The sequence below is a fragment of the Pseudomonas sp. NPDC087814 genome (genome assembly GCF_044742865.1).
GTDB lineage: Bacteria > Pseudomonadota > Gammaproteobacteria > Pseudomonadales > Pseudomonadaceae > Aquipseudomonas.
Genome location: NZ_JBIUVK010000064.1, coordinates 18,408 through 34,153 on the forward strand (window position 1 = coordinate 18,408; position 15,746 = coordinate 34,153).

14 protein-coding genes are annotated in these 15,746 nt (G+C 60.5%); 6 read left to right on the forward strand and 8 right to left on the reverse strand.

Annotated features, from left to right (window positions below):
- Positions 1-59 precede the first annotated feature (59 nt).
- The 5 genes from ACIOMR_RS28325 to ACIOMR_RS28345 are packed head-to-tail and all read right to left on the reverse strand — an operon-like array spanning position 60 to position 5,452.
- Entirely contained in the window at positions 60-1,277 is a 1,218-nt protein-coding gene (locus ACIOMR_RS28325) for a phospholipase D-like domain-containing protein (protein WP_401197687.1), read from the reverse strand.
- Positions 1,278-1,332: 55 nt separating this feature from the next.
- Positions 1,333-1,980, reverse strand: coding sequence for a MotA/TolQ/ExbB proton channel family protein (locus tag ACIOMR_RS28330; RefSeq protein ID WP_177021680.1), 648 nt, complete (start codon positions 1,978-1,980; stop codon positions 1,333-1,335).
- A 17-nt stretch (positions 1,981-1,997) separates the two neighbouring features.
- Positions 1,998-4,280 carry a TonB-dependent receptor gene (locus ACIOMR_RS28335; RefSeq protein WP_008431274.1) on the reverse strand — a complete coding sequence of 761 codons (2,283 nt, stop codon included), beginning with the start codon at positions 4,278-4,280 and terminating at the stop codon, positions 1,998-2,000.
- Between the two features lie 24 nt (positions 4,281-4,304).
- On the reverse strand, positions 4,305-5,042 hold the full coding sequence (locus tag ACIOMR_RS28340; protein ID WP_003217207.1) for an energy transducer TonB: 738 nt from the start codon (positions 5,040-5,042) through the stop codon (positions 4,305-4,307).
- 2 nt (positions 5,043-5,044) lie between these two features.
- A complete protein-coding gene (locus tag ACIOMR_RS28345) occupies positions 5,045-5,452 on the reverse strand; it encodes a biopolymer transporter ExbD (protein ID WP_003217209.1) in 408 nt (135 codons plus the stop codon).
- A 293-nt stretch (positions 5,453-5,745) separates the two neighbouring features.
- Between ACIOMR_RS28345 and ACIOMR_RS28350 the strand changes: the two genes are divergently transcribed.
- Positions 5,746-7,314, forward strand: coding sequence for an alkaline phosphatase (locus ACIOMR_RS28350; protein ID WP_102369635.1), 1,569 nt, complete (start codon positions 5,746-5,748; stop codon positions 7,312-7,314).
- On the opposite strand, the gene ACIOMR_RS28355 is transcribed toward ACIOMR_RS28350, so the two are convergent.
- Positions 7,315-7,941: an alanyl-tRNA editing protein gene (locus ACIOMR_RS28355; RefSeq protein ID WP_177021208.1), complete on the reverse strand. Its 627-nt coding sequence runs from the start codon at positions 7,939-7,941 to the stop codon at positions 7,315-7,317. It lies immediately after the preceding gene.
- 91 nt (positions 7,942-8,032) lie between these two features.
- Here ACIOMR_RS28355 and ACIOMR_RS28360 point away from each other — a divergent pair, with 91 nt between their 5' ends.
- Positions 8,033-8,965 (forward strand): LysR family transcriptional regulator, encoded by a 933-nt coding sequence (locus tag ACIOMR_RS28360; RefSeq protein WP_003217218.1) that lies wholly within the window; start codon positions 8,033-8,035, stop codon positions 8,963-8,965.
- A gap of 142 nt (positions 8,966-9,107) precedes the next feature.
- Here the strand turns inward: ACIOMR_RS28360 and ACIOMR_RS28365 are convergent, their stop codons facing one another.
- Both ACIOMR_RS28365 and ACIOMR_RS28370 read right to left on the reverse strand, forming a co-directional pair.
- Positions 9,108-9,515, reverse strand: coding sequence for a PA2817 family protein (locus ACIOMR_RS28365; protein ID WP_003217220.1), 408 nt, complete (start codon positions 9,513-9,515; stop codon positions 9,108-9,110).
- Between the two features lie 231 nt (positions 9,516-9,746).
- Entirely contained in the window at positions 9,747-12,194 is a 2,448-nt protein-coding gene (locus ACIOMR_RS28370) for an acyl-CoA dehydrogenase (RefSeq protein ID WP_008431294.1), read from the reverse strand.
- Between the two features lie 192 nt (positions 12,195-12,386).
- Here ACIOMR_RS28370 and ACIOMR_RS28375 point away from each other — a divergent pair, with 192 nt between their 5' ends.
- From ACIOMR_RS28375 to ACIOMR_RS28390, 4 genes are all read left to right on the forward strand, one after another.
- Positions 12,387-13,046, forward strand: a complete 660-nt coding sequence (locus tag ACIOMR_RS28375) for a transglutaminase family protein (protein ID WP_401197694.1) — start codon at positions 12,387-12,389, stop codon at positions 13,044-13,046.
- Positions 13,047-13,103: 57 nt separating this feature from the next.
- Positions 13,104-13,727 (forward strand): glutathione S-transferase family protein, encoded by a 624-nt coding sequence (locus ACIOMR_RS28380; protein ID WP_102369632.1) that lies wholly within the window; start codon positions 13,104-13,106, stop codon positions 13,725-13,727.
- Positions 13,728-13,862: 135 nt separating this feature from the next.
- On the forward strand, positions 13,863-14,795 hold the full coding sequence (locus ACIOMR_RS28385; RefSeq protein WP_003217227.1) for an ABC transporter ATP-binding protein: 933 nt from the start codon (positions 13,863-13,865) through the stop codon (positions 14,793-14,795).
- Entirely contained in the window at positions 14,792-15,571 is a 780-nt protein-coding gene (locus ACIOMR_RS28390) for an ABC transporter permease (protein ID WP_003217229.1), read from the forward strand. The genes ACIOMR_RS28385 and ACIOMR_RS28390 overlap by 4 nt, the downstream gene beginning before the upstream one ends.
- Positions 15,572-15,746 lie beyond the last annotated feature (175 nt).

Consider the following 15,746-nt stretch of genomic DNA (forward strand, 5'->3'; position numbering starts at 1 on the left):
AACATTCATATCTGGCAATGTGACATTGCCCGCAAATCATGGGATTTGCAGGCAACGGCTCACGGCTTGCCCGGATGCGGCTCCGGGTACTCGCTTGTCGCGTCCAGTGCCTTGGCGTACGGCCCGTCCCACAGCTGTTCGTGTAAATCTCCCACGCGCTTGGCCATCGCTTCACTGCGCATCACCACTTCCAGGTTGCGCGAGTTATCGAAATAACCCCCCAGCCAGTTACTGGTGCCCACCCACGCCACTTGCCCGTCGATTTCCATGGTCTTGCTGTGGATCACCCGCGCATAAGGAATAAATCCTTGCCTGGCCTCGGGCAGCGTGACGATCTTGACCTCGACATTCGGCAGCACCGCCAGGCTTTTCAGGTACGGCAATTCCAGTGCTTCGGTGTTCCAGTTGGATACCATCAACTTGATCGAGACCCCGCGCGCTGCCGCTGCACGCACGGCGTTGTCGATCATCGCGTAGTAAGGCCGGGTTCTGTCAGGTCCATAGGACAGCGGCGCGTAGTCCAGCAGTTGTACGCGCACTTCCTTTTTCGCCTCGCCCAGCAGACGTGGCAGTTCCAGCTGCGAATCACCCACACCCGGCGGGTTGTAGCGCTGGGGGCTGGCTACCAGGTAGTTGCCGGTGCGTGCCGGTGTGGCACCTGTGGCGGGCAGGGCAACAGGCTGGTTGTCGGCCAACGCAGCCTGGGCCTGCCAGTCCTGTTCAAAAATGGCCTGGGTCTGGGCGACGACGTTTGCATCACTGATCAACAGCCCGGTTTCGTGGATATGCTCCAGCGAACGCCAGTCGAAGTTCTGGCTGCCGATAAACGCCTGCTTGCCATCCACTACCATGTACTTGGCGTGGATGATCCCGCCACTCAGCTTGCCATAGGGCAGGATGCGGAAGGTCAGGTTGGGAATGGCTTTCAGGCGCTCCAAGGTCGAGGCTTCCGACAGCCGCACGCCTTTTTCTTCCAGCAGGAAGCGAATTTTCACCCCGCGTTTGCCGGCGGCTTCCAGGTGTTCAATCACCTTGTCCATCACCGAGCCAGGATGGTCGGCCGCGTAGAACTGGCCGATGTCGATGCGGCTTTTCGCGCCGTCGAACAGCTGGATCCACACGGGGCCGGGCTGGCGCAGATCGGCGGTGCCAAGTTGGGTGTCCACTGGCACGGTGTGTACCAACTCAAACCCCGGAATTGAAAAGTCCGCCTGGGCAAGCGGACTGAGGAGCAAGCCGGTCAGGCCTGCGATACGCAACTTCATCGAGAGGGACATAGGCGTCTCATCGGGCAAAAAGAAAGGCGGGCGCATCACGCGCCCGCCTTGAAGGTCATGCGGTGCGGGTATGCAGCGGGGTCGGTACCAGGTGCGGCACTTCACCCTGCACGCGGGCACCGGTTGCCGCGCGGATCAGCAGGATTTTCAGCTGGTCGTTGATACGCTCCAGGCTGTCCTGGAAGAAGTTGTGGAACACCACGCAGAACAGCGCGATGGCGATACCCAAACCCGTGGCGAACAGGGCCGTACCGATACCACCGGAAATCTGGCCCGGGTCGGACACACCGGCACTGGCCAGCGCCTTGAAGGTGTCGATGATGCCGAGGATGGTTCCCAGCAGGCCGAGCAGCGGCGCGGCGGTGGTGATGGTTTCGATGATCCACAGGCTGCGCGACAGCGGCGCGCGGGTCTTGAGGTACTGGGTTTCGATCTCGTCATCCAGGTCCTTGCGCGAACCCTGGGACGCCTTCTGCGCCAGGATCGGCAGCACCATGCTCAGCGGCAGGCTGTCACGGCGAGTCAGGTTTTCCGGCAGGTCGCGTTCGCTGTGCACATTGGCGCCCAGCACTTCGGTCAATGCACGGGCCTGGCGGCGCACGTAGGCGAAGTAGATGCCACGTTCGATGGTGATGAAGATTGCAATCGCCAGTGCGGCGTACATCACATAAAAGGTGATTTGGTGAAGCAGGTTCATGTCCATGATGCTGAGCCTCGCAGTTAGAAATTGGCTTCCAGGGAAACGGTGACGGTGCGGTCAAGCCCAACGATGTAGGCCGGGTCGCCATCGCGGAAACCGCTGTAGCTCGCCGAGTTGGTCTTGGTGGTGTACACGCCGTCCAGGTACTTCTTGTCGAACAGGTTGTCGACGTTCAGGCGCAGGGTTGCGTCCTTGACGACTTTCTTGTCCACCGGCAGGTAGATACCGGCGCCGAGGTTGAAGATGGTGCGGGCGGAGATGGCTTCGTCGTTGGTCAGGTCGCCATAGAGCTTGCTGGTGAACTTGCCGCCGAAGGTGCCGTAGAAGCGCCCGTCGTCATAGCCGATGTTGGCCGCCAGCATGTTGGTCGGCACGTTGGCGAACTGCTTGCCGCTGGTGGGCAGCACGATCGGCTTGCCGGCGCTGTAGACGGTCAGGTCGTCCTGCTGCTTGGAGCTGGTGTAGGTGTAGGAGGTGTAGTAGTTGAAGTTGTGCGGCAGCTTGCCGCTCCACTCCAGTTCCAGGCCTTTGTTGATGACGGTGCCGGCGTTGATGTCGGCGGAATCACCGTTGCTGTCCAGGGAGGTGAGCTGGCGATTCTTGAACTGCATGTAGAACAGGGTCGCGGCGAGGGTGCTGTCTTCGCCGGTGTAGCGCCAGCCCAGTTCCTGGTTCCAGCTGAGTTCCGGCTTGGAGTCGAGGGAGCCGACGCCTTTGTCGTACAGCACGTAGTTCTGTGGAATACGCATGTTGCGCGACAGGCTGTAGAACAACTGGTCACGCTCGTCGAGCTGGTATTTCAGGCCGGCGTTGGGCAGCAGTTTGTTGTAGGTCTGGCTGGCCTTGCCGGGTTGCTCGGTGAGGCTGCCGTGGTTGGTGCCGTCACGCTCGACGTTCATGTAGGCAATGCCCGCGATCAACGTCCAGTCCGAGTTGATGTACCAGGTGTCCTGGGTCCAGACCTTTTGCGCCGGCGTCACGGTGTAGCGGTCGCGACCCTGTACGGTGTTGCCGTTGGCGTCGACCACGGAGTTGCCGTCGGGCCAGGTATCGCTTGGCTTGCCGTTGTTCTTGAGGGCAATGAACGGTTGGGTCTGGCTTTGGCGGGCGCGTTCATACCAGTAGCCGAATTGCAGGCTGTGGTCGCCCAGGTCCCAGTTCAGCTTGGTGGTGATGCCCGGGCGCCAGGTCTGGGTGCGCGAAGGGCGGTAGTAGACGCCGGTGGTCGCGGAACCGTCGGCGTTGTATTGAGCCTGTGTCGGCAGGTTGCCGAGGTCGAAAACGCCGCCCTTGTTCGAGCCACTGTTCAGCGCATAGGCCGAGGAGCCCACGCCGCTGCCGTTGCCGTAGTAGTAATACGGGATCACCGAGAGGGACAGGTTGTCGCTCAGCTTGTACTGGGTGTTGAGCACGGCGGTAAAGGTCTGGAACGGGTTCTGCGCCAGGTCGTAGTAGCTGCTGACCTTGCCGTTGGCGCCCACCGCCGGTGTCGCCGGGTACGGGTCGTACTTGCGGCCGTACTGCTGGAACTGTGCCTTGGTCAACTGGCTGTAACTGTTGTTGTCCTGCTCGTGGTACTTGAGGATCAGGTTGGCGGTGTTGCCGTTGCCGGCGTCGAAGAAGCTGTTCCACTCCACCTTGTCCGCACGTACGGCACCCGAGCCGCGCCACATCTGGCCTTCGGTGTGGGAGGCCGACAGCCAGTTGCTCAGGCCGTTGACTTCACCGGTATTGAGGCGGGCGAAGGTCTTGCGGGTGGCGTTGCTGCCGACCACTTGCTTGACGAAGGCACCGGTTTCCTTGGTGGGGCGAATGGTCACGATGCCGATGTTGCCGCCGCTGGAACCGATGTGCGGGCCGTCGGCTTCCGACGAGCCCTGGGTGACGAAAATCTGGTCGATGTTTTCCGGGTCGCCCAACAGGTTGGAGTACAACGCGTAGTTGCCGGAGTCGTTGATCGGCATGCCGTCCACCGACATACCGACCTGGTCGGAGTTCATGCCGCGCATGGTGAAGCGGAAACCCGAGAGGCCGGTGTTGTCTTCACTGGAGATGTTCAGGCCCGGGGTGTACTTGAGCTTGTCGATGGCGTTGCCGGTGGCCGTCTGTTTGTCCAATGCTTCCTTGGTGATGGTCGAGCGGCCCTTGGCGCTCTCTTCCTGGACCATGTAACCGCCCCCAGCGGTTGCCTTGCCCTGTACCCCAATAGTCCCGACGTCACTGTCGCTGGTATCTGCCATGACCACTCCATGGGTCATGCTCGTCGCGGCAACGAGTGCCAGATGAATCCGGGTGAACTTCATCACTGTCGTCCTGGTGGTGTGTGCTTATTGCACGCTGTAGTTGAAGGTGGCGGTGAAGCGCTGCTCGTTACGTCCACCGAAGGCTTGTTCGGGGAACGGTTTCACCTGCTTGATACGGCGCAGGCTGTTGGTGGCGGCCCGGTTGAGCAGCATGCTCGGCGCCGGGGTCTGGATCCCGGAGTCGAGGACGCGGCCTTGGCGGTCCACCATTAACCAGACCACCACCTCGCCACTCGGGCGTTCAAGGGACGCCTGGCGCCCGGTGGGGTATTGCTTGTAGGTGTCCAACTCGTTGCGCAAGCCCTTGAGGTAGCCGCCTTCCAGTGCCTGGCCGTCGACTTTCGGCGGCGCCGGTGGCGCAGCGGGTGCTGGCGTGGGAGCGGGAGCGGCTTGCACCGGCTTGGCGGCCACCGGAGCTGGCGCAGGCACAGGCGTTGGCTTGGCGACCACGGGCTTGGGCACCGGTTTTGGCTTGGGCTCAGGCTTTGGCAGTGGTTTGGGGATCGGCTTGGGTGGCGGAGGCGGAGGGGCAGGTTCGGCCTCCTCGTCTTCGATCACCGGCGGCGGTGGCGGCGGTTCTTCCACCACGGGCTCGGGGACCACTTCCGGCTCGGGCTCGACCAGCGCGAGTTCAACCGCCGACTCGTCGTACTGCGGCTGGATCTTCAGGGGTTGGGACTGGATACCCAGTGCAATCAGCACCAGGGCGATCAGGGCCGGGACACTGCCCAGCAGCCGACGCGCACGAAACAAGGCATACATGATCAGGACTTTTTCGTGGCGATGGAGACAGAGGTAAAGCCACCCAGGCGCAGGGTGTCCATCACCTCGACCAGGCGCGACACTTCCACGCCTTTGTCGCTGTTGACGATGATCGTCGACTTGGTGTCTGGCTTCTCGCCGGCCTTGAGTGCAGGCACCAGCGCGTCGACGGTCAGGTCCTTGCCATCGAGCTGCAGCTGACCTTCCAGGCCCAGGGTCAGGATGAATTTATTTTGCGGCTTGAGCTGCTGTGAACTGCTGGCGCTCGGCAGCTGAGTCTTCATGCCCAGGGCCGGAATCACGTTCAAACTCACCAGTACAAAAAACACCAACAGGAACATCATCACGTCGATCATCGGGATCAGTTCGATGTGTGCCTTGCGTTTTTTGGGTTCATCCCAAGTTCTCATTCCGCTACCCCGCAGTTGATTAGGGGCGACACGCTAGCAACCAAAAATGACCGAATGGTTAACTTTAATTTAAGCTTTTAAGGCTCTAGGACGCGTCTTACAGACGACTCGTAGGTCTATTTATCTACGTAATGAAACTGACACGACGCGGGTACATTCTTGGAGAATTTATTTCGCGAGTCCCCCTGCATGAGCATTGCACTGCCGCATTTATCCACCCTGCTGCCAGTGGTAAGAACGCTACACAAGCATTTGTTTTGGTCGGTGCGGGATGCTTGGAAGGAGCGCAGTTGATGAGTGTGAATCACGATCGCCGTCGCGTACTGGGCGGGCTTGCAGTTGCCACGGCGTTTTCGATCCTCAGCCCGTTTGCCCGTAGTGCAGGCATCGACTATCCCTTCACCCTCGGCGTGGCGTCAGGCGATCCATTGCCCGATGGTTTCGTGATCTGGACGCGCCTCGCGCCGCTGTTCAATGCCGCCGACGGTCGGGGTGGCCTGAGCCGAGCGGTGCCGGTGCGCTGGAAGGTGGCCCGCGATGCAGCGATGACGCGCGTTGTGCGCCAGGGCGAGGTGATGGCCATCGAGCGTTTCGCCCATTCGGTGCATGTGGAAGTCGCCGGGCTGGAGGCGGGTCGACCTTACTGGTACCAGTTCGAAGGCCTCGGTGCGCAAAGCCCGGTGGGCCAGTCGCGCACTGCGCCGGCGGTGCATGCCATGGCATCGGCGCAGCTGGGTTTTGTCTCCTGCTCCCATTGGGAGCGAGGCTACTTCAGCGCCTATCGGCATTTGGCCGCCGAGCAGCCTGACCTGGTGTTTTTCCTCGGGGATTACATCTATGACAGTTCCTACGCGGCTGATTCCGGCAAGATCATTCGCCCCCACGGCAGCGGCAATGCGTTGAATCTGGTGGATTACCGCAACCGCTACGCCCTGTACAAGACCGATCCGGATTTGCAGGCACTGCATGCTGCGGCGCCCAGTGTGGTCACCTGGGACGATCACGAAGTGCAAAACGACTATGCCAGCCAGTGGTCCCAGGACCCGAACATCCCGGTGACGAGTTTTCTCAAGCAGCGGGCGGCGGCCTACCAGGCCTTCTATGAGCACATGCCGCTGCGGGCCAGCAGCCTGCCGCGCGGGCCGGACATGCGCCTCTATCGGCGTTTGGACTACGGCCGGCTGGCGCGTTTCCATGTGCTGGATGGGCGTCAGTACCGCTCCGAGCAGCCATGCATCCTGGCCAATGGCAGCCACAAGGGACATGTGGCCGCGAACACCTGTGCTGACCTGCGCGATCCCCGTCGCACCATGCTCGGCTGGGAGCAGGAGGCTTGGCTGGATCAGGGTTTTGCCGAGTCCCGGGCACAATGGAACGTGATCGCGCAGGACCTGTTGGTCGCGCCGCTCACGCAACGTGACCTGACCAACCACAAGCCCGGCCGCTGGACCGATGGCTGGGATGGTTACATGGCCAACCGTGAGCGGATGCTTGCGTCGATGGTGCGCAGAAAGGTGAATAACCCGGTGTTCTGGGGCGGCGATATTCACTCGTTCTGGACGACGGACCTGCACGCTGACGCAGGGAATCCGGATTCGCCCGTGGTCGCGACCGAGTTTGTCGGCACGTCGGTGACGTCTGACGGGCCACCATTTGATGCGTTCAGTGCGATCCTGCCCCTCAATCCCCATGTGAAGTTTTTCGACAGCCGCCAGCGCGGCTATGTGTCGGTGGCGCTTGAGGAGAGGAATATGCTGACGAACTTCCGGGTGATTTCCGATCCCCGGGATCCGAACGCCAGCGTCTCGACCCTCAAGTCGTTTGTGGTGGAACCGGGCAGGGCGGGGGCGATTGCGGTTTAGTCAGTTCAGGGTATAGCGCACCGACAATGCACCCTTTTTCTCGGAGAGGGCCAGGATCGTCACCTGGCCCACGTCCCCCAATGCCTGCACGTGCGTGCCGCCGCAGGCATAGGCCGGCAGGTCGCCAAAACCCACTTGCCGCGTACCGTCATCCAGGGCCATATGGCGCGGCAGGTTGGCGGCGATCCATTGGTCGACTTGCCGCTGGATCGCCTCGGCGTCCATGGCCTGGGCCGAGGTGCCGCGAATAAAGGTGATCTTGCCTTCGCCCGGCCAGTGATGAGCCTTGATCGGCATCCAGCCCAGGGTTTCACCGGCATTGCCGATCAGATGCCCGGCCGAGTGCAGGCGCGTGTGCAAGGTGCGGCGGTCTTCATCGACGCGTGCCTGGATCACGCCGGGAGCCACGGGGCGGTCTACGTAATGCACGACATGATCGCCTTCCTGCACCACCTTCAACACCTGGCTTTCCCCGAGCCAGCCGGTGTCGGAGGGCTGGCCGCCACCTTGTGGATGGAAGATTGTGGACTGCAGGATTACCGCAAACTGGTTATCAAAAGGTGTGCATCCCAGCACTTCAAGTTCGGCATTCAGGTGGTCATGGGTAAAAAACAGGCGCTGGGTCATCATTTATATCCGCATCAGGGTTTCTAACCGGCAGTATAAGAAGTGCACCAATGGGTGATAATCCGTTCAAATCTCAATGGACTTGTGCGTCATGAGCATCAATCTTCCCTTACCGCTGCTGGGCGAAATGGCGATTTTCGTCAAGGTGGTGGAAACCGGCAGCTTCTCCGAGGCTGCGCGCCAACTGGGAGCATCACCGTCCTCCGTGAGCCGCAGCATCTCACGCCTGGAAAAGGCCCTGGCGACTCGCCTGTTGCAACGCACCACGCGCAAATTGCGCCTCAGCGAAGGCGGCGAAGAGGTGTTCAAGCGCTGCCAGGAAATGGTCAGTGCTGCGCGGTCGGTGATGGAAATCAGCGGCCAATACACCCATGAAGCCGAAGGGCTGGTGCGGGTCAGCGTGCCCAAGGCGGTAGGGCGTTTTGTGGTGCATCCGCATATGCCGGAGTTTTTGCGGCGTTATCCCAAGGTCGACGTGCAGTTGATCCTGGAGGACCGGCATGTGGACCTGATTGATGACAATGTCGACCTGAGTATCCGCATCACCGACAGCCCGCCGCCGGGGTTGGTGGGGCGCCAGTTGCTGCCGATCGAGCATTTGATCTGCGCCACGCCGCGGTACCTGGCGGAGCACGGTACGCCGCAGCATCCCCATGATTTGCTGGAGCACAGTTGCATCTACCTGGGTGAGACGCCGGGGGATGCGCGCTGGAAGTTTCGTCAGGGCAGCAAGGCGGTGACGGTGGGCGTGCGCGGGCGGTATGCGGCCAATCACACAGGCGTGCGGCTGGATGCGGTATTGCAACATGTGGGGATTGGCAGCTTGCCGTATTTCACGGCGCGGCATGCGCTGGAGGCGGGGGAGGTGGTGCAGGTGTTGCCGGGGTGGGATTTCATTGCGTCGTACCACGGGGATGCGTGGTTACTGCATTCGCCGACGCGGTACCTGCCGCCGAAGTTGCGGGTGTTTATTGATTATCTGGTGGAGTGCATGGCCAAAGAGCCGACGCTGAAGAAACGGTAGGAATACAGTTTAAATGTGGGAGCGGGCTTGCTCGCGAATGCGGTGTATCAGTCACCTAAAATATTGACTGAACCACCGCATTCGCGAGCAAGTCGAACCGTCGCACCGCCGCTCCCACATTTGATCTGCGTGAGCCCTGAAATCAGTGCTTGGGCTGGTCATTGGACATGGCCAACAACTGCTTTTCCTGGTTCCAGTCGAACGGTTCGTCGTTCTGTTCAGCTTCGAAGCGACGTTCTTCCAGGGCCTGGTACAGGTCCAGCTCGTCGTCGGGCATGAAGTGCAGGCAGTCGCCACCGAAGAACCACAGCAGGTCGCGCGGTACCAGGTGAGCAATTTGCGGGTAGCGCAGGATGACCTGGCTCATCATGTCCTGGCCCAGGTACTGGCTTTCGATCGGGTCGATGGGCAGCAAGGCGCGCAGTTCATCGAAGCGCTCCAGGAACAGGAGGTGGCTTTCCTCGGGAACCTGTTCGGCTTCGCCGACGGCAACCAGGATGCTGCGCAGGTGGTCGAGCAAGACGAGATGATCGGCAACGACATTGGACACAAGATAAGTCCTCAAGAGCAAAACGGGCGCGAGAGTATATAGCTCGGTGCCTTGCCTCACAAATACGATTCCTTTTGACGAGTGGCTGTTGTTGTCAGGCAAGGCGCCGCGACGAGTCATAGCTTGCTATGGCGAGGAGCGGCAACGCAGCATGACGACAACAGACGCCGTCAAAAGGGATCAGTATTTGTGAGGCAGGGCACTCTACCCGTTTTTATATGACCGCTGGGATCAGCGGACTTTTCCCTCAGCCTGGCTCAGCTCTTCCTTGCTGAAATCATCCACGTCGATCACCTTGCGTCGCGCTGCTTCGGCGTCACGCAAGGTTTGCGCCTCGGCCGGTTGCAGCACGCCGGCATGCAGCGCGGCATCGATGGCGTGTTCGCCCGCGGTCGGTTTGACCTGGCCGCTCTTGAGGCCTTCGTGGAGTTTTTTCTGCAACGGATGGCTGTCGGCCAACAGGTCGTAGGCGTGTTGCAGGGCGCCCACCGGATCTTCTGCGGACTGTGGGCGATAGCAGCCCGCCAGCACCGCTTCCAGGGTCGGGTCACCCTTGGCGCGACCAAGCACTGCGGCCACCTCGGCATCCAGCGCATCGGACGGGCCTTTATGACGGCGGCCGAACGGGAACACGATCACCCGCAACAGACAACCCAACACCTTGCTCGGGAAGTTGGTCAGCAGTTCATCCAGTGCACGCTCGGAGTGGCCAAGGCTCTCTTCCATGGCCCAGGCGAACAGCGGTTCCAGGTGGTCTGGCGAATCCAGGTCGTGATAACGCTTGAGTGCAGCCGATGCCAGGTACATGTGGCTCAGCACATCACCAAGACGTGCCGACAGGCGTTCGCGTCGTTTCAACTCGCCGCCCAGCAGCATCATGCTCAGGTCCGCCAGCATCGCAAACGCCGCGGCCTGACGGTTGAGTGCGCGGAAATAGCCCTGGCTCAGGCTGTTGCCCGGAGCCTTTTCGAAGTGACCGAAACCGAGGTTCAACACCAGGGTGCTGGCGGCGTTGCCTACGGCAAAGCCGATGTGCTGCAGCAGCAGGCCGTCGAATTCCTTCAGCGCCTGGTCATGGTCTTCGCGACCGGCCAGGGCCATTTCCTTGAGTACGAACGGATGGCAGCGAATTGCGCCCTGGCCGAAGATCATCAGGTTGCGCGAGAGGATATTCGCGCCTTCCACGGTGATGAAGATCGGCGCGCCCTGCCAGCTGCGGCCCAGGTAGTTGTTGGGGCCCATGATGATGCCCTTGCCGCCGTGCACGTCCATCGCGTGGCTGATGCATTCGCGGCCGCGTTCGGTCAGGTGGTACTTGAGGATCGCCGACAGTACCGAGGGTTTTTCCCCCAGGTCGACCGCGTTGGCGGTGAGCATCCGCGCGCTGTCCATCAGCCACGCGTTGCCGCCGATGCGGGCCAGGGCTTCCTGGATGCCTTCAAAGGCCGCCAGCGGTACGTTGAACTGCTCACGAACCTGGGCGTACTGGCCGGTCACCAGGCTGGTGAACTTGGCCGCGCCCGTTCCGACGGCAGGCAGGGAAATCGAACGGCCTACCGACAGGCAGTTCATCAGCATCATCCAGCCCTTGCCGAGCATTTCCTGGCCACCGATCAGGAATTCCAGCGGGATGAAAACATCCTTGCCGGAGTTGGGGCCGTTCATGAACGCGGCGCCCAGTGGCAGGTGACGGCGGCCAATTTCAACACCCGGGGTGTCGGTGGGGATCAGCGCGAGGCTGATGCCCAGGTCTTCTTTGTCGCCCAGCAGATGATCCGGGTCATGGGCCTTGAAGGCCAGGCCGAGCAAAGTCGCTACCGGGCCGAGGGTGATGTAGCGTTTTTCCCAGTTCAGGCGCAGGCCGAGGGTTTCCTTGCCTTCCCATTCGCCTTTGCAGATCACCCCGGTGTCGGGCATGGAGCCGGCATCGGAACCGGCCAGTGGGCCGGTCAGGGCAAAGCACGGGATATCGTCGCCACGGGCCAGGCGTGGCAGGTAATGGTTGCGTTGTTCATCGGTGCCGTAGTGCAGCAGCAATTCGGCCGGGCCCAGGGAGTTGGGGACCATGACCGTGGAGGCGAGGTCGCCGCTGCGGGTCGCCAGCTTCATCGCGACCTGGGAGTGGGCATAGGCGGAGAAGCCTTTGCCGCCGAACTCCTTGGGGATGATCAGGGCAAAAAAGCCATGCTGCTTGATGTGTTCCCAGGCGGCGGGTGGCAGGTCCATGGCCTGGCCGATTTCCCAGTCGGTGACCATGGCGCACAGTTCTTCGGTAGGGCCGTCGATGAAGGCTTGTTCTTCTTCAGTCAGTTGCGCCTTGGGATAGGCCAGCAGCTTGTCCCAGTCGGGGCGGCCGCTGAACAGCTCGCCGTCCCACCACACGGTGCCGGCGTCGATGGCGTCGCGCTCGGTCTCGGACATCGGCGGCAGGACTTTCTGGAACCAGTTGAACAGCGGCGCGGTGAAGTACTTGCGGCGCAGGTCCGGTAGCAGCAGCGGGGCGGCTACCACGGCGATCAGTACCCAGAAGATCAGCAGCAACCAGCCTGGTGCGTGGCTGAAGGCGCCCATCGCCAACAGGTAGACGGCGACCACGCCGATGGCGGGCAGGGGCGCGATGCGCCGGTGCGCCAGGTAGGCAATGCCCACCACCAGAACCAGTATCCACAACAACAGCATATTCAATCCTCCGTGAAACCAGGTGCGAAATCACCTCAGAGCTTAGTCGGCATCCGAACAAGCGGGGTGACGAGGGTGTTACGTGGTGTGCCGGCAATGATCAGCACCAGGCGCCGACATTTGGCCGAATCGTCGTTATCCCAGGTGCATGCCTGTGGTTAGACTCAGGGCTTGCTCTCTGAGATTAACCTCATGAATGCGTACTTGAATCCCGGCCGCTTCATCGATAGTGACCACCCTGCGGTGGTGGAGTTCGCCGAAAAACATCGCGGTTCTAGTGCCGCACTTCGTGACCAGGCAGTCAGTCTTTACTACGCTGTGCGCGAGGCGGTGCGCTATAACCCCTATACCTTCAGTCGCGACCCGCAAACCCTCAGCGCGAGCTTCGCACTGGCGGCCGGCGAGAGTTATTGCGTGCCCAAGGCAACATTGCTGGCGGCGTGCGCAAGGCACTGCGGGATCCCGGCGCGCATCGGCCTGGCCGACGTGCGTAACCACCTCTCGACGCCCCGTTTGATCGAGCTGCTCAGAAGTGACGTATTTGCCATGCATGGCTATACCGAGTTGTATCTGGACGGCCGTTGGGTCAAGGCCACGCCGGCGTTCAACCAGCAACTGTGCGAACTGTTCGATGCGCCGCCGCTGGATTTCGATGGCATTCATGACAGTGTTTTTCACGCCTTCAACCGCAAGGGCCAGCGCTCCATGGAGTACGTGGTGGACCATGGGCAATTTGCCGAGGTGCCCGAGGAATTTTTCTTCGCCCACATCCAGAAATGTTACCCGCACCTGTTTGGCGAGCAGATGCCGATCCTGCTGGGGGACATGCAGAGTGATTTAAGCCGGACGTGATCCGGCGTATGCTGCCCCGGCATTCATCCAACCATCTTTTTCAAAATCGGGGCGGTCATGCTGAAAATCTGGGGTCGTAAAAATTCGTCAAATGTCAGGAAAGCACTGTGGTGCGCCGAGGAGCTCGGCCTGGACTATGAGGCAATTGATGCGGGCGGGGCTTTTGGTGTGGTCGACACGCCGCAATACCGCGCGCGGAACCCCAATGGCCGGGTGCCGATGATTGAAGACGGCGATTTTGTGCTGTGGGAATCCAACACCATCGTGCGCTACCTGGCCGCCAAACATGCGCCGGATTCGAACTGGTACCCCAGCGAGCTGCAAGCCCGGGCCAACGCTGAAAAGTGGATGGACTGGACCACCTCGACCCTGGCCGAACCGTTCAAGACCGTGTTCTGGGGCGTGCTGCGAACCCCGGCTGAAAAACAGAACTGGGACACCATCAACGCCGGTCGCCAGGCCTGCATCGACGTTTTGCAGACGGTGGATCAGGCCTTGGCCACGCAACCTTACCTGTCCGGCAGCGAGATCGGCATGGGTGATATTCCCTTGGGCAGCTTCATTTATGCCTGGTTCGAAATGCCCATCGAACGCCCGTCGATGCCTAACCTGGAAGCCTGGTACCAGCGGCTGCGCCAGCGCCCGGCCTATCAGAAATCGGTCATGACCGCGTTGACCTGATACCGACTATTAATACGGGTTACTGTACTTGTGCGGCGCGGACAAGCACCATACTTGTCACGCGCAGCCGTTGTATTCCGTGCGGTCTGCCCTCATGTAACAATTCTATTCCTCTTCTTTGGTGCGTAATCCGATATGAGTTCCGCTCTGTCCATCCGGCAGCTAACCAAAACCTACGGCAACGGTTTCCAGGCCCTGAGTGGTATCGATCTGGACGTCGCCGAAGGTGATTTCTTCGCCTTGCTCGGCCCCAATGGCGCCGGCAAATCCACCACCATCGGGATTCTCTCGACCCTGGTCAACAAGACCACCGGTACGGTGAACATCTTTGGCAACGACCTGGACAAATCCCCGGCGGCGCTCAAGCGCAGCATCGGCGTGGTGCCCCAGGAGTTCAACTTCAACCAGTTTGAAAAGACCTTCGACATCGTCGTGACCCAGGCCGGTTACTACGGCATCCCGCCGAAGATCGCCAAGGAACGCGCCGAGCAATACCTCACGCAACTGGGCTTGTGGGACAAGCGCGACGTGCCTTCGCGTTCCCTGTCCGGGGGCATGAAGCGCCGCTTGATGATCGCTCGCGCCCTGGTTCACGAACCGCGCCTGCTGATCCTCGACGAGCCGACGGCGGGCGTGGACATTGAGCTGCGTCGTTCGATGTGGACGTTTCTCACCGAGCTGAACCAGAAAGGCATCACCATCATCCTCACCACGCACTACCTGGAAGAGGCTGAGCAGCTGTGCCGCAACATCGGCATCATCGACCACGGCACCATTGTCGAAAACACCAGCATGCGTAATTTGCTGAGCCAGTTGCACGTCGAGACCTTCCTGCTCGACCTGAAAAACGACATGACGGTTGCGCCCCAGTTGATCGGCTACCCGAATCGCCTGGTGGACAGCCACACCCTGGAAGTCCAGGTGGACAAAGCCGTGGGCATCACCGCGCTGTTTGGCCAACTGGCTACCCAGAACATCGAGGTGCTGAGCCTGCGTAACAAAACCAATCGCCTTGAGGAGTTGTTTGTGTCCCTGGTGGAGAAAAATCTGGCGAAGGTGGCGGTATGAGTTCGGAACTGCAACCCAACCTTGTCGCGCTGCAGACCATCGTTTATCGCGAAGTGAAGCGCTTTACCCGGATCTGGCCGCAGACCTTGCTGCCGCCGGCGATCACCATGGTTTTGTACTTCGTGATCTTCGGTAACCTGATTGGTCGGCAGATTGGTGATATGGGTGGATTCACCTATATGGAGTACATCGTGCCAGGGTTGATCATGATGTCGGTGATTACCAACTCCTACGGCAACGTGGTGTCGAGCTTTTTTGGCAGCAAGTTCCAGCGGTCCATCGAGGAATTGATGGTGTCGCCGGTGTCGCCTCATACGATTTTGATCGGCTACACCCTGGGCGGTGTGCTGCGCGGGTTGATGGTTGGGGTGATTGTGACGTTGCTGTCGCTGTTCTTTACCCATTTGCAGGTGCATCACCTCGGGATCACCCTGTTGGTGGTGGTGCTGACGGCGACTATCTTTTCGTTGCTGGGGTTCATCAATGCGGTGTTTGCGCGCAACTTTGATGATATTTCGATTATTCCGACGTTTGTTCTTACGCCGCTGACGTATCTGGGTGGGGTGTTTTATTCGATCACCTTGCTGCCGCCGTTCTGGCAGACGGTGTCGTTGGCTAACCCGGTGTTGCATATGGTTAACGCGTTTCGCTATGGGATCCTGGGCGTTTCGGATATCAAGATCAGTGTAGCGATCACGTTTATGCTGGTGGCGACTGTGGTGCTGTACGTGGGGTGTGCGCGGTTGCTGGTGAGTGGGCGTGGGATGCGCACCTAAGCGTTGAGATGTGATGAGAAACGGCCTCCAGATGAGGCCGTTTTTTTTGGCGATTGGTTTAAGTACATATCCGTTTTTTCGGTAACGGCCACCTATGGTTCCGCTCTTACAGCGGCTCACTTTGGAAAAGCCCCAAAGTAAGCAAAGGGCTCTGCCCCGCCTGTCGGCGCCTCGC